We start from the raw sequence: 22,497 nt of genomic DNA, 5'->3' as shown, positions 1-22,497 counted from the left end.
ATGAATCCAGTCGATATTTATTGCATGGCCAATCAAGATCGTAGCGACCGCGTTCGTTGGTTGCTTGAAGAAATGGGTGTTCCTTATAAGGATCACTATTTGAAAAAGAAATTGGGCGATATGAACACTCTTGAATATCGTTCCTTGAACCCGATGGGCCGAGTACCAACAATTAACGACAATGGCACGGTAATTTTTGAATCGGGTGCGATCTGCTTGTATCTTGCGGATCGTTTTCCAGAAGCGAAAATGGCGCCGGAAATTAATTCTCCAGAACGCGCAGATTATTTGCAGTGGATGGTGTGGTCGGTTGGCAGTCTTGAGTGTGTTATTGCCAGAATGTTCACACACGTGTCGACACCAGAAGAAACTGCGGTGACTCACAAATTCGTAAAAGAGCAGTGCGAGGTTTTGAAACTTGCGTTGATTCCAGTTTTGGCTCGCCAAGAATATATTTTGAAAAGTGGTTTTTCGGCTGCTGATATTATGTTGGCAGCAGTTCTTCCGGGTGCATGGGATTATATCGTTGAACCAAATCCAGTGATTAAAGCTTACATGGAACGTTTGATGAATCGTCCTGCCGCAATTAAAGCCAAAGTGTTTGAAATGCCAGTGATGGCCTAGTTCTTATAGCGTCAGATATCGTTCGATAAGACGAATGGTGTCTGACGTAGAATTCACCGACAGTTCTGCCTTGTATCCCGCGCGAATCGCCGCATCGACATTATCCGGATTGTCATCGATAAATAAAATCTCAGAAGGTTCAAGCTGTGCAATGGCTGCGGCCTTTAAATAGCATTCCTGTTCAGGTTTGCGATGGCCGAGTTCATGACTTGTGAACACATGATCGAACATTTTTAAGAATGAAAAATTCTTCTGCATGTATTCAACATGGGTCAGATTTGTATTTGATAGAGCCATCAAAGGAATACGACCTTTAAACTTTGCAAATATGTCTTCCACACCGGGTAGGGGACGAATGAGCATTTTATTCCATGCCGTGATCAAAGCTTTGGTTTCAGGTTTTTGAATCAAATCGCCAAGACCAACAAAGAATTCTAATTCGGAAATTTCACCGCGTTCATAACGATGATGATTTTCCCAATTTCCAACTAAAGAAATAATTTCGTCTTGGGCCTCGGCTTCAGTGTAACCCATCTCGATCAAGACGGGTTTCCAACTGACTTCGACGATGACGCCACCTAAATCTAAAAAGACCGCTTTGATACTCATGATGCTTGAGTTTTGACTCGTTAGCGAAGCTTATGAAGCGGCAAAGAATCGACTTGGTCGTAACGCGTTTCAGGAGTCTTGCCGTCAGCCGTTCCGCTCATTGTTCCAAGATAAAGATCGTTGCCTTGTACTTTGATGATGGAGTAAATCATGTCGCCTTGTTTCGGCGCATTGAATTCGTCGCACAGTTTTCCTGTGACAACTCGTTTCTCTTTCTTTTTCCAGTCGGAAATTCCGCAGTATGAAACCATGTTCAAGGCTTCGCTGACTTCATCAGACAAAGACATGTATGAAACTTCAACGGTTGTCATATCAATGTTTTGTTCTTCGGATTTAACTTTGTAATCAACTTGGTAAATTAGGTAGGCTTGCCCGCATTTATCGTCTTCGTAAGCGATGTGTTGCAAAGTCCATTTATTACCTGTGACATTTAATTCTGTCGTCAGATAATCGTCATCAATGGCGTAACAAGGACGTTGATAATCTCCGCTTAATGCAGGTGTTGCTGCAACAGCAGGGGCGAAGAATAAATTTGCCAGAAGAAGTGTCGTCATCATGTCTGCGAGCTTAACACGACACCCGCTTCTGGCAAGGAAAAGAATTAGTGAGCCACTTCAGCCGCAGTAATTTGGCAAGTCGCGTAGCTTGTTGCTAACCACGCAGCACTTGGCGTGTATTTCGAGTACAAGATACCTTGAACTTTTTGGTCGCCAGCTTTCAGCGCTTCTGGGAATTCAATGCGGTATTGCGAAGTGCTGTTTGCTTGTTGAAACAGAACTGATGATTCGCTTAAAGAAACAAGTTTTGCTTCTGATTTGAAAACGTTGTTCACAACGATCTCCACTTGTCCTGATGGAGAAAGTTTCAAGCTTGCGAATCCACCAGCGTTGACTGCTGTGCAATCAAGTTTAGCGATGCTAAGAGCCGACGCTGCGAATGTTGTTTGGGAAAGAAGTAGGGCTGTTGCGAATGCATACAATTTCATTTGTTGTCTCCTGTGTTTGAATGAATTTGTAAGCAGACGATAAATTTACCAAGCGTTTGTGGGCAAATTAAATGGCTGACATGAATCCTTATAAGTGACGTGATATCAATAATTTAATTAATAAAAATAGAGTATAAACACTACTTGAGTATGAAGCCGCGCCGCGCACTTTAACTTTTGTTTCTCAATGCTTTTTCTGTTGAGAAGTTTCTGGCGCAAATGATTGTGCGTTTTATTTTCACGCCTTAGCTTCGTGCGCTCAAAGAGAAAGAGGAATCTATGAAAGCACTTATTTTCTGCGCGACACTGTTCGCTGCATCTTCATCATTCGCATTTACAACTTGTGATAAATGGGCGAACAACGCTCGCTTGACGAAAGCTATTTACACAGTTGCGGCTCACGAAGATTATACGTTCGAAGAACTTTGCACTCTGCCAAAAATTTTGGACGTGGAAGCGCAGCCTTCACATATTGTTGAGCGCGACGGCACGGTGATCCCTCATGTGCGCGTGCAACTTCATATGGAGTATTCAAGCTGCTTGTATATGGTCCGTGACTCTGACCAAGTGATCACCTCAAGCCGCTGTTATTCTGGTTGGTAGGACTTAAGTAGGACGAGGTTTCCAAGTCTTTGTGGTAAGACGCGAGCTCTCGTCATTACGATTGAAGAATTCGCGAAGAATAGTTCGCGAATTCTCAATTTTAGACACTAAAGCGCTCATTGAGTGTTCTAAGAATGCCGACACGTTCTATATGAATGTTGGAACGTACACTGGAATAAGCATTCTCATTTATTTCTTCTTGTCTGTAGCACAAGCAGCGCCGAATGCGTTGACCTATCAAGGTCGCATTTTAAAAGTCGACGGCACGCCTTTGCAGTTTAATAATGTCAGTTTCAGTTTTGAAATCACGAGCCCTGATGGTTTGTGCGTGGTTTATCGCGAACAAATCAACGGCGTGAATATGGTGAACTCGGGCGGTGTGTTTGATGTGGCCATCGGTTCGGGCACGAAGTCATTTCCCGCTTCTTCAACTTTTAAAATCTTAGATGCATTTGCAAACGCCGGAAGTTTGAGCTGCGATGGCGGCTCGACATACAGTCCTTCATTTGATGATATTCGTAAACTGCGCGTGCAGTTTCATGATGGCAGTGGGTGGAAAACGATTTCTCCGGATGCAGAAATTCGTTCGGTTCCGTTTGCTGGGCATTCGTTAACAGCTTCTAAGCTTGGCACAAATACGGCGGCTGACTTTTTATTGAAGTCGGTAATTCCAACGTGTGGTGCTGGCAGTTTTTTGACGTGGGATGGAAGTGCGCTGACGTGTACAGGTGTCAGTGGAGCTAGTGGTGGTACAGTTACGAATGTTACCTCCGCCAATGCTTACGTCACGATCGCGAATGGAACTTCAACTCCGCAAATTACTTTAAATGTCGGTACGGGTGCGAACACTGTCGCCGCTGGTAACGATGCGCGCTTAGTAAATGCTATTCAATCGGGTGGTACTGCGAGCGGTGACTTAAGTGGTACTTATCCAGGTCCCACGGTCAAAGCTTTGCAAGGTGTCGGCGTCGCCACTACAACTCCGACGTCAGGTCAGTTCTTGAAATTCAACGGCACGAATTGGTCACCTGCGACGATTGCCACTTCCGATGTTTCAGGTTTAGCGGCGTCGTTGAGTTCTTATTTATCAAATTCAAGTTTTGCGGGTTATGTTGCTAATGCAAATTGCACGAGCTCACAAACTCTTTATTGGAACGTCAGTTCTTCGACATTTGAATGTCAAAATATCACGGGCACTTCGCAGTGGAGTACGAGCGGTAGCAATATTTACTACAATTCTGGCAACGTCGGAATTGGCACGAACACTCCTTCCGCAGGTCTTCATGTCAACGGTTTGTCAGGGATTAAACTCACTGACACGTTTGCCGCGACAGGCGCGACCATGAATTTCAATGGCTCGATGTTTGAGATTAAAAACTTAGATAATGGCGCATTGAATTTGTACTCGCCCATGGCTGTTGGAATTTATACGGCAGGCAGCAATCGTATTATGGTCGATAATACCGGTAAAGTTGGTATCGGTAAGACATCACCGGGTTACGCGGTTGATGTGAACGGTGATGTCAATGTCACTGGTAATTTTAAAGTAAACGGTGTCAATATTGCGACGGGTGGTGGAACTGTGACGAATGTCACTGTCACTGCGCCATTGGCTGTTGCAAATGGCACGACGACGCCCGCATTAAGTATCACAAAAGCAGATACCTCAACAAATGGTTACTTGAGTTCGACTGATTGGAACACTTTCAACGGTAAACTTGGTACGTCTTCGACATTTAGTGGTGACGTCAGTGGGACAAGTTCCACGATGAGTGTTGATAAAATCAAAGGTGCTGCGGTGACGTTGACGTCATTGGCTTCAGGTGAGTTTTTAAAATATAACGGCAGTGCATGGGTGAATACCGCACTTTCGACTGCGAATTTAAGTGATGCGGGCAGTATTATTAAATCTTCGCAGATGCCAGCGAACTGTTCCGCGGGTCAGACATTAACCTTCTCGAGCCCCACAGGAACTTGGACGTGTTCAAACATTCAAGTGACGGCTTCTAATTTTTCATCGCAAACGGCGAACACATTCTTGGCGGCTCCTTCTGGATCTGCGGGCACGCCGACATTTAGAACAATTGCCGCTGCCGATTTACCAACAAGTGCGTATGTGAATGGTGGCAACACGATTGGTGCCAATGCGACCATCGGTTTAAAAGATAATTATAATTTGAGTATCGCCACCAACAATACTCCGCGAGTGGTGGTATCTAGTGCGGGTAAAGTTGCGATCGGCAATACGACTCCGCAATCACCTTTGCATGTGATTGGCACGCAGAGCGCGCAAGTCGATTATGGTGTTGCAACATTTGAAGATTCTTCTGGCAATGGACTAACTATGGGTCTTGATGCTTCAAATGGTTGGGCGTGGTTGTATGGTCGTTCAGCTGGCGTGAGTCCGCGTCCTGTCGCCATCTTTGCGCACAACGTAGATCAAACTCCTGATTTGATCGTTTCAGGCGGTACAGTTGGGATCAATACGAGTACGCCACAGGCTCCGTTGCACGTTGTGGGACGCAATTGGGGCGGGGTGATCGTGCAAGAATCCGATAACGACAATGGCGGCGGCACGATTGCGTTTTACAAGTCGCGTGGTACGCCGACAGCACCAACAGCGGTATTAGCAGGGGATCGTTTGATGGGCTTGTACGGCATGGGTGCCTATTCGTCATCAGGTTGGTCGACGAATTCGGGTGCCGTGCAAATTTCTGCTGCTGAAAATTTCACTGCGACAAATCAAGGAACACTCATTGATTTCGGTACAACCGCGATTGGTTCAACGACTCGCCAAACGCGCATGACATTATCGTCAGCAGGTTTATTAGGGATTGGAACTCAGAACCCAGCTGCTGGTTTGCACATGGTCGGTGATGGCGGCGTCGCGGATGATATTCAGATCGATGCATTTAGCTCGACGGCTTCTGCGGGACCAGCCGTTTTTCAAACTCGTGCGCGGGGAACATCGTCGTCGCCAACAGCCGTATTGAATGGTGACACCTTAGGCTTGTTAGCGTTCAGAGGTTACGATGGTTCCTCTTATGCGACTGCGGCAGCAATTGTTTCTCGTCCTGAAAATGATTGGACGACAACGGCATCAACTAAGAATGCGTATTTAGCGTTTACAACTTTAGCGAGCAACTCGGGCACTGAGCGCATGCGTATTACTTCAGCGGGACGTGTGGGGATTAATACTTCGACTCCTGCCACGACTTTGGATGTTATTGGGCAAGGACGTTTTTATACGGCGGCAGCGAATGTTCTGCAGGTGGTCGGCGCGGGTACGGGATATTCGGATTCAGTAAATGGTATTATGACGGTTTATTCTGAAAATACGACGGGTGGTTCGGGTAACTTATTTAAAGCTGGTTCCGCTTACTCTCCGAGTGCCTTTGTCGTGAAAGATTCCGGTAACGTCGGTATCGGTACTTCAAGTCCTGCTTATAACTTACAAGTTGTGGGTACAGCGGCGTTAAGCTCTTCAACAACATGGACGATGGCATCAGATGCGCGACTTAAAGATATTCATGGTGATTATGAATATGGTTTGAATGCAATTTTAAAATTGCACACGGTTCGTTATAACTACAAAAAAGATAATGCCTTGAAATTGCCAAGCGATAAAAAGTTAATCGGTTTCATCGCCCAAGAAGTGCAAAAAGTAATTCCTGATGCGGTGATTAAGCGTGACGACGGTTATCTGACTTTGAATGTCGATCCAATTCATTGGGCGATGGTAAATGCCGTGCAAGAGCTGAACGGCAAGTGTGAAATGTCGCAAGCGCAAATTTCTTCGGTCGCCGAACGAGTGACTAAGAACGAGCGCGACATCGCATCGCTAAAAGAAGAAAACCGCGAATTGCGCGCAAAACTCGAGCAACAACAAAAAGATCTCAACGCAATCAAAGCGAAACTAGGGCTTTAGTGCCATCTTGTATATTCTTACTATCTATTGTATAGTAGGTATATAAAAGGATGTGTGGCTATGGCACGCGGAGAAGAAGCTTTTTTCCAAGACAAAATTGATACGATGGTTGAAAAAATCAAAAAGAAACCGCTTTTTGATGAGACGTGTATTTTCAGTCTGGGGGCGCGACTACTTGGCGATAAGTGGACAATCATCGTGCTGGTTGTTTTGATGGAAGGTAAAAAACGCTACGGAGAATTGCAGAAGCAAATTCCTACGATTTCACCGAAAATGCTGACACAAACTTTGAAAAAGCTTGAAGACTTAGAGCTTATCAAACGCGAAGTCTTTCCTGAAGTTCCTCCGCGTGTGGAATATGAACTGACAAGCTTTGGTAAAAGCGTCAGGCCCGCGATCACTGTGCTTTGCGAGTGGTCTGTCGGGCACGAAGCTAAAATTAGAAAAGTCGCTAAGAATATCTAAACGCCCGCTTCATAGCGAGCCAGGTTTTCAGCAATCAGATCCCAAGGGGCGGCGTGTTTTGTAAACATGGCGATACTTGGGATGAAAAGGTCTTTCGCTTCTAAGCAAGAAGCGGCCACAATCATGTTATTGGGATGTCCACTGGTCTGACTGTAGACTTGAGTGCCACAGGTGCTGCAAAAATGTTTTGTCGTCGTGTTTCCGCTGTCGGCAAGATAGCTCCACGTCGAAGTTTTTCCTGAAATTTTTGAAGTCTCTTTATTAAATAAAACATAAGAAGCGTGACCACTCGAAGAAAATTTCTGACAGTGTTCACAATGACAGTGAAAGGCAATTCGTGGTTTTTCTGTGGCTGTAAATACCACAGCGCCGCAGTTGCGGGAACCGCGAATAGGAAATGAAAAATCAAGTTTGCTGTAGGGGCTTGCTGGAATCGTTGACATGGTGACCTCTAAAAAAAGAGGCAGGATCGCTCCTGCCTCGATGTTGTTACATTGTGGCCGTCGCACCTTTGTAGTTGTTATTTTCACCTAGTGCATTCAAAGCGACGAGTGGATCCCAGAAGTCTTTATAGCGCGCGATTTTACCGTCTTCCGTATACACCACAGAGATGTATGTTTGATTGTATTCTCGTCCTGACGTTAGCATGTGGCCGCGGGCTGTGAATTCAGCAATGACCAGCGTCGGATCTTCCGTGCGATGAAATACTGGCTTTGAAAACTCAACTTTCAGAGTGTCTGGAAAGTGATTCATGTATTCGCGGATCATCGCTTTACCTTCGACTTTGTCTGGATAGACGGGAAGCTTGAAGGGAAATTCAAGGATGCCGTTTTCGCTCCATAAATTCACCCAGTCTTCAACTCGGCCACTAGAAAGATAGTCGAGATGGTTTTGGAATGTTTGTTGTGCGGTTTGTCTGATTTGCTCTTGTGTTTTCATACTTTTCCTTTCTGTTGGGAAGTAACTATCTAAAAGATAGCAAAGAACTGTTTTAAAAAAAAGTAGGCACTTTTTTGTGGATTACTTACTGAAAAGTTATTAATGAGCTAAATTGCTTATGAGCGATATTTTGGCCGAAAAAAAATCATGACACGGTGATTCGACAATCCAAAGTTGAGACATCGACGTTGGTCTTCTGTGGGGAATCAAAAACAAAACTCACTCAAGCATTCCTGCTATGCTGACTTTAGCAGGAGGATTTTATGGCTACCGTAGGTAAAAAAGGTGATGGTCACAGAGACGGCGCCGTTCGCCAACGCAGTCAGGTTTTTAATACGGCAACAGGTCACTGGGTTGAAAGAGATCTGCGCACCGGTCAGTTCATGAATGTCAAAGCTGACGATAAACCTTTTAAAGGTGTGCGAAAAGAGAAATAAGTCCGCGCTTCAGCTTATTCTCCAAGCAGAAGTGAAATCAGGTGAGGCACCTGCTCGGTTGCGGGACCTACAAAGTGTTCCGCAAATGCTCTAGAAATTTCGGTGTCTTTCATGTTCACTTCAATTTTGCGTGCTTTCCAGGCAAGTTGCACAAAACCTGCGGCAGGGTAGACGTTGCCGCTGGTGCCGATCGAGATAAATAAATCGGCTTTCTCAAGCGCGTCGTAAATTTGCTCCATATGGTAAGGCATTTCACCAAACCACACGATGTCAGGGCGAAGCGCACCTTTGATGCCGCAATGAGGACAATCCTCATTTACAGCGACATCTTCCAGCCACTCAAACTCTTCTTCGCAACTCAAACAACGCACGCGATCCAGCCTGCCATGCATGTGCAGCAGATTTTTAGAACCCGCTCTGCGGTGAAGATTGTCGACGTTTTGTGTTACGAGCAGAAAGTCGCCTTCCCACTGCTTTTCCAGCTCTGCCAGAGCAAGATGTGCGGCGTTAGGCTTAATTTGTGGATCTTTCAGTTGAGCTCTTCTCGCGTTGTAGAAGCGTTGAACTAATTCCGGGTTGCGATGAAAGGCCTCGGGCGTCGCTACGTCTTCGATGCGATGATCTTCCCACAAGCCATTCTGATCTCTGAACGTGCGAATCCCTGACTCGGCGGAAATGCCTGCACCAGTAAGGATCACGATGTTTTTGAAGAGCAGAGTGTTCACCTTTATGCCTCGCAGAAAGTCGGGCCCGTGAGGACCTGTTGAACGGCAGTTTTGTTTGCGCTTTCAACTGATTTTCATTAGGATGGGGCGTTCTAAAAAGAAAGGCAAATACAATGGCTTCGAAAATCGAAACTACGCCAGAAATGGTGCAGAACGTTTACAAGAAGACAGCTGAAAGACTTGCAGTTGTTCGTAATCGTTTGAATCGTCCTCTTACTCTTGCAGAAAAAATCTTGTTCGGTCACTTAGATGATCCACAAAATCAAGAATTAGTTCGTGGTGAAAGCTTTTTGCTTTTGAGACCAGACCGCGTAGCGATGCAAGATGCGACAGCACAAATGGCTTTGTTGCAATTCATGCTAGCAGGTAAAGATGAAGCTGCTGTTCCTTCAACGGTTCACTGTGACCACTTGATCCAAGCTTACAAAGGTAAAGATCAAGACATGACTGTTGCGAATTCTACAAACAAAGAAGTTTATGACTTCTTGGCGACAGCTTCTTCTCGTTACAACATCGGCTTCTGGCATCCAGGCGCTGGTATCATTCACCAAGTTATTCTTGAGAACTACGCGTTCCCAGGTGGTTTGATGATCGGTACGGACTCTCACACTCCGAATGCGGGTGGTTTGGGTATGTGTGCTGTTGGTGTTGGTGGTTCTGACGCTTCTGACGTGATGGTTGGTCTTCCTTGGGAAGTGAAAAATCCGAAATTGATCGGTGTTCACTTGAAAGGTAAATTGAACGGTTGGGCTTCTGCAAAAGACGTGATCTTGAAACTTTGCGGAATGCTAACTGTTAAAGGTGGTACAGATAAAGTTGTTGAGTACTTCGGTGAAGGTACTTCATCAATTTCTTGTACTGGTAAAGCAACGATCACAAACATGGGTGCTGAGTTGGGTGCAACTTGCTCTGTATTCCCATACGACGATCGCATGGGCGCGTACCTTGGTTCAACAGGTCGCACTGAGCTTGCAACGATCGCAGCTGCTCACAAAGACATCTTGTCTGCGGATGCTGACGTTATCGCAAATCCAGGTAAATACTTCGACGAAGTTTACGAAATCGATTTGTCTGCTTTGGAACCACACCTTGTTGGTCCTCACACTCCAGACTTGGCTCGTCCAATCTCTGCACTTAAAAAAGAAGTGGCTGAGAAAGGTTACACAGTTAAGATTTCTTCTGCATTGATCGGCTCTTGCACGAACTCTTCTTACGAAGATATCGGTCGTGCAGCTTTCGTAGCAAAACAAGCTATGGAAGTGGGCGTGAAAATGGAATCTCCATTCTTGGTTTCTCCAGGTTCAACACAAATCCAAAACACAATTGAACGTGATGGCCAAATGGCAACGTTCAACGAAGTAGGCGCGACAGTTCTTGCGAACGCTTGCGGTCCTTGCATCGGTCAATGGAGACGTGACGACGTTAAATCTGGCGAGAAGAATACAATCGTAACTTCTTTCAACCGTAACTTCCGCGCACGTAACGATGCGAACCCAGAAACTTTGGCGTTCATCGCATCTCCTGAAATCGTAATGGCTTTGGGTCTTGCGGGTCGTTTGGATTTCAATCCTATGACTGACGAATTGGTTGGACCAAAAGGTTCAGTGAAATTGCAAGCTCCAGTAGCTCCTGAATTGCCTGCAAAAGGTTTCATCGCTGATACAGTTGGTTACCAAAAACCAGCAGGTGCAACAGCGTCTGTAGCAGTCAATCCGGCTTCGGATCGTTTGCAATTGTTGTCTCCATTCACTAAATGGGATGGTAAGGACTTCGTTGATAATTTGGTTCTTGCGAAAGCAAAAGGCAAATGTACGACAGACCATATCTCTCCGGGTGGTAAATGGTTGAACTACCGTGGTCACTTGGACAACATCTCTAACAACATGTTGTTGGGTGCAGACAATGCATTCACAGGTGAAATCGGTAAAGGTAAGAACCAATTGACTGGTGAAACTGGTATTGAGTTCGCGCAAATCGCACGCTCTTACCAAAAAGCTCACCAAGGTTGGGTGATCATCGGTGATGAAAACTACGGTGAAGGTTCTTCTCGTGAGCACGCAGCGATGTGCCCAAGACATCTTGGCGCAACGGCTGTTATCACGAAATCATTCGCACGTATCCACGAAACAAACTTGAAAAAACAAGGTGTGTTGGCTTTGACTTTCGTAAATCCAAAAGACTACGACAAAGTTCAAGAAGCAGACAAAGTTTCGTTGGTAGATCTTAAAGATCTAGCTCCAGGCAAAAACGTAAAAATGAACATCAAGCACGCTGATGGTTCAACTGAATCAATCGAGTTGAAACACACGTACAACGCAGAACAATTGAAATGGTTCCGCGCGGGTTCTGCATTGAACTTGATCCGTGGTCTATAAACTACGGATACGATTTCGGTAGCAACACCAAATCAAACCCCACAATCTGAAGAGGTTGTGGGGTTTTTGTTTTTTTTGGGCGAGGACCGATTCGTGAAATACCAAAAATGGTTTAAGGGCGTTTGCTGATACCCTACAAAAGTGTTCACGTTGATTGTATGCACATTCCAAATCTGCAAATTGATTATCTCTTTTCCTGTATTGATGATCACACTCCGAAACCTTATGCAGTCATAAAACTGAAACAGATTGGAGTGAATGATGAAAAAAACGTTGTTTATTATGGCACTTGCTCTTTCAATGCCAGCAATCACAAATGCCGCCGACATTTTGAAGTTTGATACTATGTATGGAGTTGATGGGCCCTTTGTAGGAGGGACTCAGATTCGCGGAGTGCTCGGTGATGAGTTGCCGTGGGAGATCAGGAGCGCAAAGGGTTCTCTTTCGACAGATGGTCATTTGAAAATTAGCGTTAAGGGTTTAGTGTTTAGTGATGCGTCTGTGGTTCCACCAAACCTTCGCGGCAAGAATGATGAAAAAGAATTCCGCGCTATGGTCAGCTGTCTCTCTGAAAACAACAGCGGTGGAATTTCCATGACAAAGGTGCTGACTCGCGGTTATCGAGCAACGACCTCGGGCAATTCTGAGATTAATGCGAGGATCAAGCTTCCTAAAACTTGTATCGCGCCAATTATATTTGTGATGGCGGGATCTGAAGAAAAGTGGTTTGCCGTCACGGGTTTTGAAGCACCTATGTCGAATCCGAACCATTAGCTCTGCGCACGCTAGAATCCGAAGGCACGAGCCATCTTCGTGCCTTCTGCCTAGAAGTTGGTCAGTGAAATACACTAAACTTCAGGAGTTCTGATTCTTGCTCTGTAATGATCTCTTTTTTTCGTTAGGACACGTTCGTCGTAAATTCCGTCATTTCCATTCAGGTTTTCATAAGCCTTGGTTTGATTAAGATCACGCAATATCACGCAAAATTGACAGTCATGGCAAATGCTTTGCTGATCACCTCACTGATAACTAAATTCTTGAGGTTGATATGAACGTTTATTTAATGGCTTTGGCTTTCGCTTTACCTGTGGTTGCGGCAGCTCAATATTCTGAGTCTGCGACAACAAATCATGGCTCTTACACTTCGGCGACTTACGGCGACGGCAAAGCTTATGGCACTGGCGCGGTCGATGATAAATCAATGAAAGCTAAAACTTTTGAAGTGCGCTTTGGTCATGAATTTGATTCTGACGGACAACTGCGTGTTGATGTTTTTCATTATAACGAAGGACACCCTGACAATAATCATCGCGATGGTTTTGGTTCACAAATCGTCTTCAGAAAAAATATCAACAACCACATCAGCGCCGAAGTCGGAGTTGGTCCCTATTTTAGTATGAACACGACAAAAATAAACGGCACGGAATACGACGATCCAAATTTAGGTGCCTTGGTGTCCTTGGCTCTTCTTGCGAATATGGATCGACTTTCTCCGGGCTTGCATATGCGTTTTGCTTTAAACCATGTCGAGATGCCTGGTGCGCCATCGACCAATGCTATCCTTATTGGTGTGGGCAAAAATTTTGGTTCTTCGACTTATCAAGGCAGCAACGACACTTCGGAAAAACCAATTTGGTTTAGCGTCACAGCGGGAACTGCGAAAACCAATCATGGCGGTACCAGTGCGGCTCAAGGTTGTGGTGTAGAATCAAAAATCTATGACGGCCCTTGGGCTGCATCGGTGGCTGCTATCGTCGAAGGTGATGACGGCACTCGCGTGAATCGTCAAGGCGTCGCCGTTCAAGGTTGGTTCGTACAGCCTTTGACTGACAAGTGGACTGTCAGTGCTGGCGCTGGTCCCTATGTCGCAAACAACTCAAGAGACTCTGGTGGTGCAGAACTCGATGGGCTGATCACTTTGCAAGTGGAGCGCTCGGTTGGCAAACAATGGAAGGTCTTCGCAAGCTTCAGTCGCGTGGCTTCGTTCAACCGCAATAACGATCGAGATCTAGCCCGTGTCGGTATCTCTAGAAAATTTGGTCGTTAAAAATAATCTGTTCTCAAAGACAAGGTGGTGTACAATGATTAAAATATTAGTGATCGTGTCTCTTCTTTTTGCATCTGTTTCTTATGGAGCAGTGACATCCGATATTAGTTTTCCAGCTGAAGTAAAAGCATTCGATACAAATTGGGTGAAAATTTCGGCTAACAATAATACTTTTAGAATTCCCCGCAAAAATTTTGAGGCTACGAATGGGCCAACGCGATCAGGTAAACTTCTTGTCCATCTTAATAAGAAGGACTTTGATATTATGAAAGCCGATCGTTTTATTTTTAAATAGTTCGCAAAAACTGAGTGATGATAATTAAAAGGACTTCGCAAGAAGTCCTTTTTTCGTTTGGCGGGGAGCGCGGATATTATTAGGCTCCCTTATGAATTTTCTCTTTAAAATATTAAAACAGTCCTAAGTTATTGATTTTATTAGAATGAATATGCCGATTATTTAAAATGTTAAAAATATATTTGAAATATTAAAGTCTGTAGTGCTATTAATAGGGCATGAGCAATATCGATTCAAATATTCTATGCCCAGTATGCCACGGCCTTTTGAGCCCTACGGTCTTGTCATGTGGTCATTGCGACATCCGTGTTGAAGGTCCCTTTCAGTTGAATGAGTTCGCGACTCTATCGCCTGAGGATCTGCACTTCTTACGTATCTTCATTCGCTGTGAAGGACGAGTGCGCGACATGGAGCCTGCTTTGGGTCTGAGCTATCCCACAATCCGCAATCGTCTGACTCAACTGAAAAATAAATTAGTCGGTGAGTACGAGGAGCGCGCAAAAGGGGAACCACCAAAACCTCTGACAACAGAAGAGGTTCTTACTCGTCTTGAAAAAGGCGAAATCACTTTTGACGAAGCGATGGCTTTGATCAAAACAACGAAAGGCTCGTAAAAATGAAAGATCAAATTAAACGAATTATTGAAATGAGTAAAAGCGGCGCACTTACTGATGATCAGGCGACGGCCCTCATTGATGAGTTGATGAAGAAGTCTCAAGCGGAGGGCTCCAATGAGTCATCTTCTGAGAGAGGAGATTCTCGCGAAGAACGTCGTCGCGGTCGCGCGGACCGTGACCGTTTCAGAGAGCGTGGTCCATGGTCCCGTGGCCCGCGTGATCATCGCAGAGGACCTCCTCACTTCGCCTCTTTTATTCATGATAAAATTCACGAAAAAATGGGTGAGGCTTTCCGCGGCTTCAATCCCCAAGAAGATGGTGAAGACAACTCTATCACGATGAGCAAATTTGAAGCGCCATCGGGACCCAATTCAGAATTCAAAGCGAATTCCATCACGATGTCATCGTTTGCAGACGTCATGCTTCAACAATCGAAGATGAACGAAAACCGCATTGATGCAAGCCGTGTGGAAGATCTGCATTTGAACAGCAGCCAGATTTCTAAGATCGGCGTGGCGGGGAGTTCCTTAAAAGATATGCAGCTACTTAAAAGCGAAATCATCGGCACGCACTTCCATGGTTGCAAAGTCAGCGACGTGCAATTGAACGATGAAAGCAGCATCACAGAAACAGAATTCAACGGCTGCATGTTCAAAGATGTGCAATTGTCGAATGAATCGGAAATCGCTGATAGCACTTTCAACGGAGTCAGCATTCAAGACATGAACATGGGTTCAAGCTTGCTTGATGGCCTTGATATGAATGGTGTGGCTTTCCATGATGTGCATTTCATGAATTCCACGATGAAAGACTGCGTGCTTAAAGGTGCCTCATTCCGTGATGCTAATTTTATGAACTGCCAATTTTCGGAGGTGATTTTTACTGCCGATGAATCCTGGTCACTTCGTAAAAAAGGTTTCGTCGACATGCACTTTGAAAACTGCCAATTCCATAAAACAGTTTTTTCCGATTGCACGTTCACTGACGTCACAATCCGCAATGTAAATTTAAGCGATATTAAAATTCAAAATATTCAACTGTCTGATGTCGAAATCGACGGGAACGAAGCCTTCCTGGCAGCAGTTGGTTTAGCTAAGTAGGAGTACGTTGTTATGAAAGTTTTTAAACTTGTCAGTGCGATGATCTGGGCGATTCCAGTTTACTTCATCTGGAATTATCTTGCGCCCATCTATTTAAGTGAAGCGCCACCGTTGTACTTAAATATTCCGTACTGGCATATCGCTTGTCTGTTCATGCTGATTCAAATCGTGAAGATGATGATTATGCCGTCGAAGCGTTCGATGAAACGCTACCATGGACTACGTCATCACTATGGCCGTTATTTCAAATACGGTCATTGCGATCGTGGATTTTGGACAGAAAAGTATCGTCATCAATCTTAGTCATTGCGCTGTCTCATTCTGAGACGGCGACAATTTTTCGCTGACCCTGTTTAAAAGATAATTGCAGAATGCCTCTAATATTTCCATAAGGCAGTGAAATCGCGGCATAAACCTTGAAATTCACTGTTGTGATGAACTTCATGAGGCATGCTCTATTGGCAATACTACCACTCCTGGTTGCAGGAGCGGTTTCCGCGGCGGAACGCTGCGAGTTTGCTTTATTGGGTGAAGAGCCAAGTTCTTATCTAGAACCATCACGCAGTTTCATCGGCAATGAATTCAATCTCGTCCTGAATGATTTCAACATGGCGTTCATCGACAAGGTCGTGAATCGTGGTGCTGAAATCACACCGGAAGCGCGCGCTCAATTCCAAGCTATCCTTAAAGATCTTGAAATCGCAGACCTAAAACTTTCAAAAGATGTAACAAGCCTGCTAGGTCGCACGCTGACGAAAGAGCAAGCGACAGCTTTGAAGCTTGCTCGCGCATTAGGTCGCACTGAAAAAGGCGAAAACAAAAATTTAAGCGCGTTTTCAGGCAATTACACAGAACTGCAATTAGAGCGTAAAGATCGTATTTTAGATCTTGCCGGATTCAGTTTCGAAGAACGGGCCGCCATCGTCGGAAATAAATTTGTTGAAGACATTCTTACGAAATACACAGCAGAAAACTTGATCTGGGATAACACAGCTAAAACTCCTGAAGAAGCTGTGGCGATGAATAACGAAGTATTAAAGCAGATGAATGCTGAATCTGCGGCTACGTATTCAGGCAAAAAGATCAATGCGCTTGATAAACAAACGGTGCGTAAGCTTTATGAAGAAGTGACACGTCATCCGGTGGCGCGACTTTTAAAAGTAAACAAATACGATCCCGATCATAAAATGGGATTCTGTTTTGGCCGTGCGATGACTGCACATCTGGAAGCGTTGTACATGGGTATCGATAAGAACTCGATCCGCAAAGTCTTTGTGGCGGGGTCTATGAAAGCTATCGTCGGCGATATCATCTGGCAATTCCATGTCGCGACGGCAGTTAAAAGCAGCGATGGCGGTTGGTGGGTGATTGATCCGTTCGTTGGTAAGCCAGTGAAACTCGATCAATGGTACGCGAAAATGTACAAGCAAGACACAAAAGGAACTTTGCGCCTTTACGTGACTGAAGCTTCAAGATTGGGCGCGACAGATGGTGCACGCTACAACCGCGCTCATCTGATGGAAGAATATTATAACAACTACTTCAAAGATTTGATCCAATACTATCGCTTAAAAGCGAACAACGAACTTCCAAAGAAGTCGGTGTGGATCAAGATCTTCGATTGGACTTTGTCAGTTTTAAGAATTGGAATTTAAAAGTTTTAAAAACAAACCCCGTGCGTGTGCGAACGATAAGAAAGTAAAAGGACTATGAAGAACTTAGTAACATCCTTATTGATGATCTTGGCAGTGGCACTTCCGCTGCGTTTTGCTCACGCTGATGACGTTCCAGAAATGGAAACGTCAGAAACGTTGCTAGAGCCCGCACAGGTCGCGCAGCGCGAGCAACTGCTGATCAAAGTTTCTGAGGCCAAAATCTTTTCTTTCGAACAAATTCCCGATCGCGAGGCGATGAAGGAAGCTTTGGGTTTAAAAATTCCAGACAAGGTCAAAGAACAAATCATCGCGCGTGGTGGTTCACTGGAAGAAATAGACCCGTTGCAACCTTATGAAAGCATGACGCCAGAAAGCCAAAAGAAGTTTCAAGACATGCGCGTGTTATTTTTATCAAATGCGGCGCGTATCTTAAGTTCGACAAGCGTTGTATTTGGTGTTGGCAGTCTTGTCGGTGATGCTTTAAGTGTTGTGAAGTCAGGTGCGATGAAAGCCATCGGCAAAGGCAAACCGTCTGAACCAAAAGAAAAACGTACGTTTCAGCAACGTCGTCAGGATGCGGTGGCGGCGATTCTTAAAGGCATCGACTATAAACTGTTTTCGCAAGCGCCATTGGTTATTGAATCAAATGAATTTGGTTTAAGTGCTTCTGTCGGTATCGTTGCGGAAACGGGCGTATTACGCAAGGGCGGCGGCGGAGCTGAAGAGCTTGGTTTTTCACTCGCTTACAATAAAAAAAGCCGTGCATTCGTTTTTGAACTTTTCCATAACTCAGAAGTTTTTGATAACACAAAGGCTGCAGTCAGCGTTGTCGGTGTTGTTGGTAAAGCGGGTATTTCATTAGGCCGTCGCGAAGGTGCCGACACCATCAAAGGTTCTTCATTCTATCCACCAGCGGTACCGGGATATAGTTCGGCTTCTCCGGACTATTTTTCCGCAGGCTTAAGTTCTAGTTTGGGATTGCCACCTCCACCATTGGCAGATCTTTTGACGTTCACGAATAAATCAGAACGTCATAACTGGGTGCGCATCACAGTGTCACCAGTGGTTAAAGGATTCGTGCGTTTGCAAATTGGTGATGTGCGCGGGTCGTTCAAACTTGTAGCGATGAAGTTTGTGGATCTTTATAATGCGATCACGAACAAAGTGAACTCTTCACGTCGCGCGTGTGGGCCTGTCTTTGGTTAATTGGTTTTTTCGTCAGAGGGTTGCAATTGGTATTTCTTTGCAACCTCTTGGAAGAAAATGGAACCGCGCAATTCTTCAAGAGCTTTTTTGATTTTCTCGAAACGTTCAGGCGTCACCAGCTGCTTTGAAAATACGATATAATATTCTGCGGTCTCGCCCAGCTTGGGAACTTGCTCAAGGGGGCTGTGGCGTTTTGCAATCTGCACTCGTGCCGCATCAGTATTTAAATAAATTAAAGGATAGTTATTGTGCTCAGCTCCTTGCAGCAGTTTCGGAACCGATGTTTCAGGGACGAATTTAATTTTGCCGTCTACAAATTCGTTGATGCGGGTAAGGCTCAAAGAGGTATTCGACGGATAAAGGACCCCGATGGAAAGCCCTCGAAGATCGTTGAGTGATTTAATTGGTGTGACATTCTTCTTTAAACCATAAAAGCCATAACCAGTTTTAAAGAGAGGGGGACTGAAATACAACGCTTGTTCGCGGGGTTGAATAAACGCATACGGTCCTGAAGAATCCACCTTGCCATCACGAACCAGTTTGAATACTTCGCGGAAGTTCGTAATGATTCTGAATTTACAGCGCATCTGCAAATGCTTGCAGGTTTCGGTCATGATTTCGAAATAAGCGCCAGTGATGCCTTCTGTGCCAGATTTAAAATAGAACGGTTCGACTTCGTAACCGACGAATTCGAATTCATTGGTTTTTACCTCTGAAAATCCTTTGGGGCAAAAGATGATCACACAAAAGAAAGTCAGAAAAATAAAGCAAGATTTCATGCTGACAGGATACTCGAAGCGCTAGGCACCGAGTACGTGTGACTTTACATATTCTGCAAAAAGTGTTTCAGACCAAACGTAAGCCAAAAATAAAATCCAAGAATATTAAAAATAGTCGCAAGTGCAATGCGAGTTCGGCTGATGCGTGACAGAGGTCTTTCTTCTGCAAGAACTTTCCATGTAAGAAACATCGAGTACAAGTTGCACAAAACAGGAATAAACACACATCCTAATACGGCGTTGATCAAAGATCGTTTTGCAGTCCCTTGAGTGATAGCCAGAGCCGCAGCCTGTTCGTCATGATCTTCAGGGCGCACAATCTCCAGACGTTGTTTTTCTAAACCTTCCAGAGCTTCAGAAGCGCTCATGAATTCGACTTCTGGAATTTCGATGACAAGCTTACCCAGAAGATTTTGAAGATGGGGAGCGACCGTACGCATTTGTTCATCGCGAACTTTCGGGTGAAAGCCTTGCGACACCAAAAAAGATTTTACGACTTGGGCTTCACCAAAATCTGCACATTCTGTCAAAAACACGTATGAACTCATGTCATAAAGCTTACTGCCACAATCGCGAGACTGCAACAATCACCGGGCCCCATAGCGTCAGAAGAATATTTCCGATCGCATAAGGCAATGTAAAGGAAGTGGCAAGAACCTTACTGCCGGATGCGTCTTGAATCGCATTTAAAGAAGGCATTGCGGTCTGTGCGCCACCAATGGTCGCTAACGTCGTCGCGGCATTTTGTTTTAATAGAAAGCGTCCCACGAAAAAACCCAAAAATGGTCCTACGACTGTCGTGATCGCTCCGGCCCCCAGGATCTTAAGAACCATCGGGTAACCACCTTCTTTAATGGCATCGACCGCATGCGGGCCAGCTTTCAGCCCGACAACAGCGATAAATACAATCAAGCCAATATCGATTAATATTTGCTGCGCGGATTCTGGGATTGAACCAATGTACGGAACTCTTTTTTGTGCCCAACCTGCGATCAAGCCGACGACAAGGACGGAGCCGCTGGCGCCTAATCCCAAAGGGATGTCATGAACCTGCAAACTGAACATACCTAAAATAATACCAATACAAATACAGGCACCGATAAATGCCAGATCCGATTTTTTTGGATCGCTTTCCGCAAAACCTAATTTAGAAGTCGCAACGTTTAAATCTTTTGGTGCGCCGATCAGATAAAGGACGTCACCGCGATGCAATTCAAGGTTGGCACCGATAGGCAGCTCGACTCCTCCGCGGGTGATTTTTCTTAAATACAGGCCTCGACCGCGTTCAGCAAGTTGTGACATCTTCATGCCGTCGTATTCTTTGTTGGTGATAAATACTTTTCGTTCTTGAGTTTCAACAGTCAGCATTTGGTGGCTGTCAACTTCAGGGCCGATGGCCTCAACGCCGTGAATGAATCCCGAACGCCAGCCCGTGACCGTGACCAAGTCGCTTTTTTGTAAAACGAAATTGGTGTCGACCTCTTGAACTTTTCCATCGCGGCTGACTTTTTCAATGAACATGCGATTGTCTTTGAATTCATGTTCAATTTCAGAGATCGGCCGACCAATATATTTGGGGTTGGTGACGACATAAGCGCGAACGGTTTCTTTGTTCGCAGTTTTGAAAAAGCTTTCCGAAGCACCTCCGATGCCGTCTTTTTTTAACGACTCTTCAAGGGCGGCACTTTCTTTTTTCAAATCAATTTTGAAAAGGGCAGGTAAGATCACGACTAAAATAAGAATTAATCCTAAGTCACCGAACACGTATGTCATGGCGTCGGCGATTGGAACATTCGTTGTTAGAACTGCTTTTTGATCTTCGGAAATTGGTAAACTGTGAATGGCGTTGATACCCGTACCCAAAGCAGCGGATTGGGTCAGTGCCCCTGATAAAACACCCGCTGTTGTACCCGTATCAAAGCGAAAGAAATAAGCGCAGGCAATGGCCGCGAACAAACCGCCCAAGTTCACAGTCACAGTGATGATAATTTGTGGCAAAGCCGATCGTCGCAAAGAAGAAAAAAATTGCGGCCCCACTGAATAACCAATTGCGAACAAGAACAAATCAAAGAACGCCCAGCGCACGATTTCAGGAATATCAGGCACCACAAAAATACCGACGATTAAACCGGCAATCAAAGTTCCAATGACGGCTCCCAAGGAGAAATGACCGATCTTAATTTTACCGATGAAATTTCCAAGCAGGATCGCGAAAAAAATTGTAATCTCGGGGTGATTTGCGATCAGTAATTTGAAATCCATGAGGGCTCCTAAATGTGAAGCGATTTGAGTAATTCGCTTAATCCGTTCCACATGATTTGAATTCCTAGGCACAATAAAATAAATGCCGACAGACGCAGAACGATGACGGCTCCTATTTCTCCAAGCCGAGAAACCAAACGATCTGCATAGCGATAACAAAAATAAACAGTAGCTGCGACAGCGACGACTCCAAGGATGCTTGAAACTAAAATGATGCCTTCACCGGTCGCTTGCGTGCGTAAGTTTGCGCCCAGGGTGATTGCGACGGAAATACTTCCGGGGCCCACTGTTAATGGAAACGTCAGTGGAAAAAAAGCGCGGCGCGAATAAGCAGCACGAATCGCTTCGTTGTCGACGGCTTGTTGCTGATTCGGCGTCAGTGTTCCTGCGGGTGTGTCCGGTGATTGCAACAGGCTCCAGCCCGTTAGGCTGACAAGCAAGCCACCGCCCACTTGCACAACTGGAAGCGAGATTCCGAAAAATTTTAGAAGATAAGTGCCGATGAACATTGAGCCGACTAAAATAAAAAATCCATAGGTCGCAATTTTTTGCGCCAAAATTTTGCGATCCACTGCGGGAATATCTTGGGTTTGCGATAAGAAAATCGGCATTTGGCCCATGGGATTCAGAATAGGGATCAAGGCCGCCATGACCAAAAAGAGGTCCTTAAAAAAGGTTAAAGCATATTCCCTAAACATCTTTAAATATGACAGCGGTTTCCTCAAACTCCGTAAAGTTTTGTAGAGTCGGGCTGCCTAAGAACAGGGCATTAAAAAGCCAAATAACACACCGTATTGACCCAGATTTGTCATGCAACTTCGATCCGCCTGGGATATCCGTTTTTCC

The 22,497-nt window shown here is 45.0% G+C and carries 24 protein-coding genes; 14 read left to right on the top strand and 10 right to left on the bottom strand.

Annotated features, from left to right (window positions below; translation table 11 throughout):
• On the top strand, positions 1-624 hold the full coding sequence (locus DOE51_RS13680) for a glutathione S-transferase family protein (protein WP_142697111.1): 624 nt from the start codon (positions 1-3) through the stop codon (positions 622-624).
• Positions 625-627: 3 nt separating this feature from the next.
• Here the strand turns inward: DOE51_RS13680 and DOE51_RS13675 are convergent, their stop codons facing one another.
• Genes DOE51_RS13675 through DOE51_RS13665 form a run of 3 tightly spaced genes read right to left on the bottom strand, consistent with a single transcriptional unit; the run spans position 628 to position 2,218 of the window.
• Positions 628-1,233, bottom strand: coding sequence for an HAD family hydrolase (locus DOE51_RS13675; protein ID WP_142697110.1), 606 nt, complete (start codon positions 1,231-1,233; stop codon positions 628-630).
• Between the two features lie 20 nt (positions 1,234-1,253).
• Positions 1,254-1,790 carry a hypothetical protein gene (locus DOE51_RS13670; RefSeq protein ID WP_142697109.1) on the bottom strand — a complete coding sequence of 179 codons (537 nt, stop codon included), beginning with the start codon at positions 1,788-1,790 and terminating at the stop codon, positions 1,254-1,256.
• A gap of 44 nt (positions 1,791-1,834) precedes the next feature.
• The gene (locus DOE51_RS13665; RefSeq protein WP_142697108.1) at positions 1,835-2,218 is read right to left on the bottom strand and encodes a hypothetical protein; all 384 of its coding nucleotides are present in this window, start codon (positions 2,216-2,218) and stop codon (positions 1,835-1,837) included.
• A 279-nt stretch (positions 2,219-2,497) separates the two neighbouring features.
• Here DOE51_RS13665 and DOE51_RS13660 point away from each other — a divergent pair, with 279 nt between their 5' ends.
• The 3 genes from DOE51_RS13660 to DOE51_RS13650 all read left to right on the top strand — a co-directional run bounded on the left by DOE51_RS13660 (position 2,498) and on the right by DOE51_RS13650 (position 7,214).
• Entirely contained in the window at positions 2,498-2,821 is a 324-nt protein-coding gene (locus DOE51_RS13660) for a hypothetical protein (protein WP_142697107.1), read from the top strand.
• 151 nt (positions 2,822-2,972) lie between these two features.
• Complete coding sequence (locus tag DOE51_RS13655) at positions 2,973-6,749, top strand: tail fiber domain-containing protein (RefSeq protein ID WP_142697106.1); 3,777 nt, start codon at positions 2,973-2,975, stop codon at positions 6,747-6,749.
• A 60-nt stretch (positions 6,750-6,809) separates the two neighbouring features.
• Positions 6,810-7,214 carry a helix-turn-helix domain-containing protein gene (locus DOE51_RS13650; RefSeq protein ID WP_142697105.1) on the top strand — a complete coding sequence of 135 codons (405 nt, stop codon included), beginning with the start codon at positions 6,810-6,812 and terminating at the stop codon, positions 7,212-7,214.
• Here the strand turns inward: DOE51_RS13650 and DOE51_RS13645 are convergent.
• The gene (locus DOE51_RS13645; protein WP_142697104.1) at positions 7,211-7,657 is read right to left on the bottom strand and encodes a GFA family protein; all 447 of its coding nucleotides are present in this window, start codon (positions 7,655-7,657) and stop codon (positions 7,211-7,213) included. The genes DOE51_RS13650 and DOE51_RS13645 overlap by 4 nt on opposite strands.
• Positions 7,658-7,703: 46 nt before the next feature.
• Complete coding sequence (locus DOE51_RS13640; RefSeq protein WP_142697103.1) at positions 7,704-8,153, bottom strand: nuclear transport factor 2 family protein; 450 nt, start codon at positions 8,151-8,153, stop codon at positions 7,704-7,706.
• Between the two features lie 263 nt (positions 8,154-8,416).
• Here DOE51_RS13640 and DOE51_RS19205 point away from each other — a divergent pair, with 263 nt between their 5' ends.
• Complete coding sequence (locus DOE51_RS19205; RefSeq protein ID WP_168196451.1) at positions 8,417-8,590, top strand: hypothetical protein; 174 nt, start codon at positions 8,417-8,419, stop codon at positions 8,588-8,590.
• A 14-nt stretch (positions 8,591-8,604) separates the two neighbouring features.
• Here DOE51_RS19205 and cobB read toward each other — a convergent pair whose 3' ends face one another.
• Positions 8,605-9,315 (bottom strand): Sir2 family NAD+-dependent deacetylase, encoded by a 711-nt coding sequence (cobB, locus tag DOE51_RS13635; protein WP_142697102.1) that lies wholly within the window; start codon positions 9,313-9,315, stop codon positions 8,605-8,607.
• A 113-nt stretch (positions 9,316-9,428) separates the two neighbouring features.
• On the opposite strand from cobB, the gene DOE51_RS13630 reads away from it, so the two are divergent.
• The 9 genes from DOE51_RS13630 (at position 9,429) to DOE51_RS13590 (ending at position 18,610) form a co-directional block, all read left to right on the top strand.
• The gene (locus tag DOE51_RS13630) at positions 9,429-11,690 is read left to right on the top strand and encodes an aconitate hydratase (protein WP_142697101.1); all 2,262 of its coding nucleotides are present in this window, start codon (positions 9,429-9,431) and stop codon (positions 11,688-11,690) included.
• A 261-nt stretch (positions 11,691-11,951) separates the two neighbouring features.
• On the top strand, positions 11,952-12,464 hold the full coding sequence (locus DOE51_RS13625) for a hypothetical protein (RefSeq protein WP_142697100.1): 513 nt from the start codon (positions 11,952-11,954) through the stop codon (positions 12,462-12,464).
• A gap of 274 nt (positions 12,465-12,738) precedes the next feature.
• The gene (locus tag DOE51_RS13620) at positions 12,739-13,737 is read left to right on the top strand and encodes a hypothetical protein (protein WP_142697099.1); all 999 of its coding nucleotides are present in this window, start codon (positions 12,739-12,741) and stop codon (positions 13,735-13,737) included.
• 34 nt (positions 13,738-13,771) lie between these two features.
• Positions 13,772-14,032 (top strand): hypothetical protein, encoded by a 261-nt coding sequence (locus tag DOE51_RS13615; RefSeq protein WP_142697098.1) that lies wholly within the window; start codon positions 13,772-13,774, stop codon positions 14,030-14,032.
• Positions 14,033-14,250: 218 nt separating this feature from the next.
• Positions 14,251-14,646: a DUF2089 domain-containing protein gene (locus DOE51_RS13610; protein WP_142697097.1), complete on the top strand. Its 396-nt coding sequence runs from the start codon at positions 14,251-14,253 to the stop codon at positions 14,644-14,646.
• A gap of 2 nt (positions 14,647-14,648) precedes the next feature.
• Entirely contained in the window at positions 14,649-15,749 is a 1,101-nt protein-coding gene (locus tag DOE51_RS13605; RefSeq protein WP_142697096.1) for a pentapeptide repeat-containing protein, read from the top strand.
• A gap of 12 nt (positions 15,750-15,761) precedes the next feature.
• Positions 15,762-16,052 carry a hypothetical protein gene (locus DOE51_RS13600; RefSeq protein WP_142697095.1) on the top strand — a complete coding sequence of 97 codons (291 nt, stop codon included), beginning with the start codon at positions 15,762-15,764 and terminating at the stop codon, positions 16,050-16,052.
• A 155-nt stretch (positions 16,053-16,207) separates the two neighbouring features.
• Positions 16,208-17,404: a protein-glutamine glutaminase family protein gene (locus tag DOE51_RS13595; RefSeq protein ID WP_142697094.1), complete on the top strand. Its 1,197-nt coding sequence runs from the start codon at positions 16,208-16,210 to the stop codon at positions 17,402-17,404.
• A 54-nt stretch (positions 17,405-17,458) separates the two neighbouring features.
• On the top strand, positions 17,459-18,610 hold the full coding sequence (locus DOE51_RS13590; RefSeq protein WP_142697093.1) for a hypothetical protein: 1,152 nt from the start codon (positions 17,459-17,461) through the stop codon (positions 18,608-18,610).
• Here DOE51_RS13590 and DOE51_RS13585 read toward each other — a convergent pair.
• From DOE51_RS13585 to DOE51_RS13570, 4 genes are read right to left on the bottom strand one after another with little or no spacing between them, the layout of a single operon-like run.
• Complete coding sequence (locus DOE51_RS13585; RefSeq protein ID WP_142697092.1) at positions 18,607-19,389, bottom strand: ABC transporter substrate-binding protein; 783 nt, start codon at positions 19,387-19,389, stop codon at positions 18,607-18,609. The two genes, DOE51_RS13590 and DOE51_RS13585, sit on opposite strands and share 4 nt — an antisense overlap.
• Positions 19,390-19,433: 44 nt before the next feature.
• A complete protein-coding gene (locus DOE51_RS13580) occupies positions 19,434-19,937 on the bottom strand; it encodes a hypothetical protein (protein WP_142697091.1) in 504 nt (167 codons plus the stop codon).
• A 10-nt stretch (positions 19,938-19,947) separates the two neighbouring features.
• Complete coding sequence (locus tag DOE51_RS13575; RefSeq protein ID WP_142697090.1) at positions 19,948-21,651, bottom strand: aspartate:alanine exchanger family transporter; 1,704 nt, start codon at positions 21,649-21,651, stop codon at positions 19,948-19,950.
• Positions 21,652-21,659: 8 nt separating this feature from the next.
• Positions 21,660-22,349: a MarC family protein gene (locus DOE51_RS13570; RefSeq protein WP_142697089.1), complete on the bottom strand. Its 690-nt coding sequence runs from the start codon at positions 22,347-22,349 to the stop codon at positions 21,660-21,662.
• Positions 22,350-22,497: the final 148 nt, after the last annotated feature.

It is taken from the genome of Bdellovibrio sp. NC01, assembly GCF_006874625.1.
In the GTDB taxonomy this organism is placed as follows: domain Bacteria; phylum Bdellovibrionota; class Bdellovibrionia; order Bdellovibrionales; family Bdellovibrionaceae; genus Bdellovibrio.
This window is presented reverse-complemented; position numbering and strand designations above follow the sequence as displayed.

Coding starts and splice junctions, on each gene's coding strand:
- DOE51_RS13580 (WP_142697091.1), bottom strand. CDS start 19,937: ATGAGTTCATACGTGTTTTTGACAGAATGTGCAGATTTTGGTGAAGCC.
- DOE51_RS13665 (WP_142697108.1), bottom strand. CDS start 2,218: ATGAAATTGTATGCATTCGCAACAGCCCTACTTCTTTCCCAAACAACA.
- DOE51_RS13670 (WP_142697109.1), bottom strand. CDS start 1,790: ATGATGACGACACTTCTTCTGGCAAATTTATTCTTCGCCCCTGCTGTT.
- DOE51_RS13570 (WP_142697089.1), bottom strand. CDS start 22,349: ATGTTTAGGGAATATGCTTTAACCTTTTTTAAGGACCTCTTTTTGGTC.
- DOE51_RS13605 (WP_142697096.1), top strand. CDS start 14,649: ATGAAAGATCAAATTAAACGAATTATTGAAATGAGTAAAAGCGGCGCA.
- DOE51_RS13575 (WP_142697090.1), bottom strand. CDS start 21,651: ATGGATTTCAAATTACTGATCGCAAATCACCCCGAGATTACAATTTTT.
- DOE51_RS13585 (WP_142697092.1), bottom strand. CDS start 19,389: ATGAAATCTTGCTTTATTTTTCTGACTTTCTTTTGTGTGATCATCTTT.
- DOE51_RS13625 (WP_142697100.1), top strand. CDS start 11,952: ATGAAAAAAACGTTGTTTATTATGGCACTTGCTCTTTCAATGCCAGCA.
- DOE51_RS13590 (WP_142697093.1), top strand. CDS start 17,459: ATGAAGAACTTAGTAACATCCTTATTGATGATCTTGGCAGTGGCACTT.
- DOE51_RS13660 (WP_142697107.1), top strand. CDS start 2,498: ATGAAAGCACTTATTTTCTGCGCGACACTGTTCGCTGCATCTTCATCA.
- DOE51_RS13655 (WP_142697106.1), top strand. CDS start 2,973: ATGAATGTTGGAACGTACACTGGAATAAGCATTCTCATTTATTTCTTC.
- DOE51_RS13630 (WP_142697101.1), top strand. CDS start 9,429: ATGGCTTCGAAAATCGAAACTACGCCAGAAATGGTGCAGAACGTTTAC.
- DOE51_RS13615 (WP_142697098.1), top strand. CDS start 13,772: ATGATTAAAATATTAGTGATCGTGTCTCTTCTTTTTGCATCTGTTTCT.
- DOE51_RS13680 (WP_142697111.1), top strand. CDS start 1: ATGAATCCAGTCGATATTTATTGCATGGCCAATCAAGATCGTAGCGAC.
- DOE51_RS13640 (WP_142697103.1), bottom strand. CDS start 8,153: ATGAAAACACAAGAGCAAATCAGACAAACCGCACAACAAACATTCCAA.
- DOE51_RS13645 (WP_142697104.1), bottom strand. CDS start 7,657: ATGTCAACGATTCCAGCAAGCCCCTACAGCAAACTTGATTTTTCATTT.
- DOE51_RS19205 (WP_168196451.1), top strand. CDS start 8,417: ATGGCTACCGTAGGTAAAAAAGGTGATGGTCACAGAGACGGCGCCGTT.
- DOE51_RS13610 (WP_142697097.1), top strand. CDS start 14,251: ATGAGCAATATCGATTCAAATATTCTATGCCCAGTATGCCACGGCCTT.
- DOE51_RS13620 (WP_142697099.1), top strand. CDS start 12,739: ATGAACGTTTATTTAATGGCTTTGGCTTTCGCTTTACCTGTGGTTGCG.
- DOE51_RS13675 (WP_142697110.1), bottom strand. CDS start 1,233: ATGAGTATCAAAGCGGTCTTTTTAGATTTAGGTGGCGTCATCGTCGAA.
- DOE51_RS13600 (WP_142697095.1), top strand. CDS start 15,762: ATGAAAGTTTTTAAACTTGTCAGTGCGATGATCTGGGCGATTCCAGTT.
- DOE51_RS13650 (WP_142697105.1), top strand. CDS start 6,810: ATGGCACGCGGAGAAGAAGCTTTTTTCCAAGACAAAATTGATACGATG.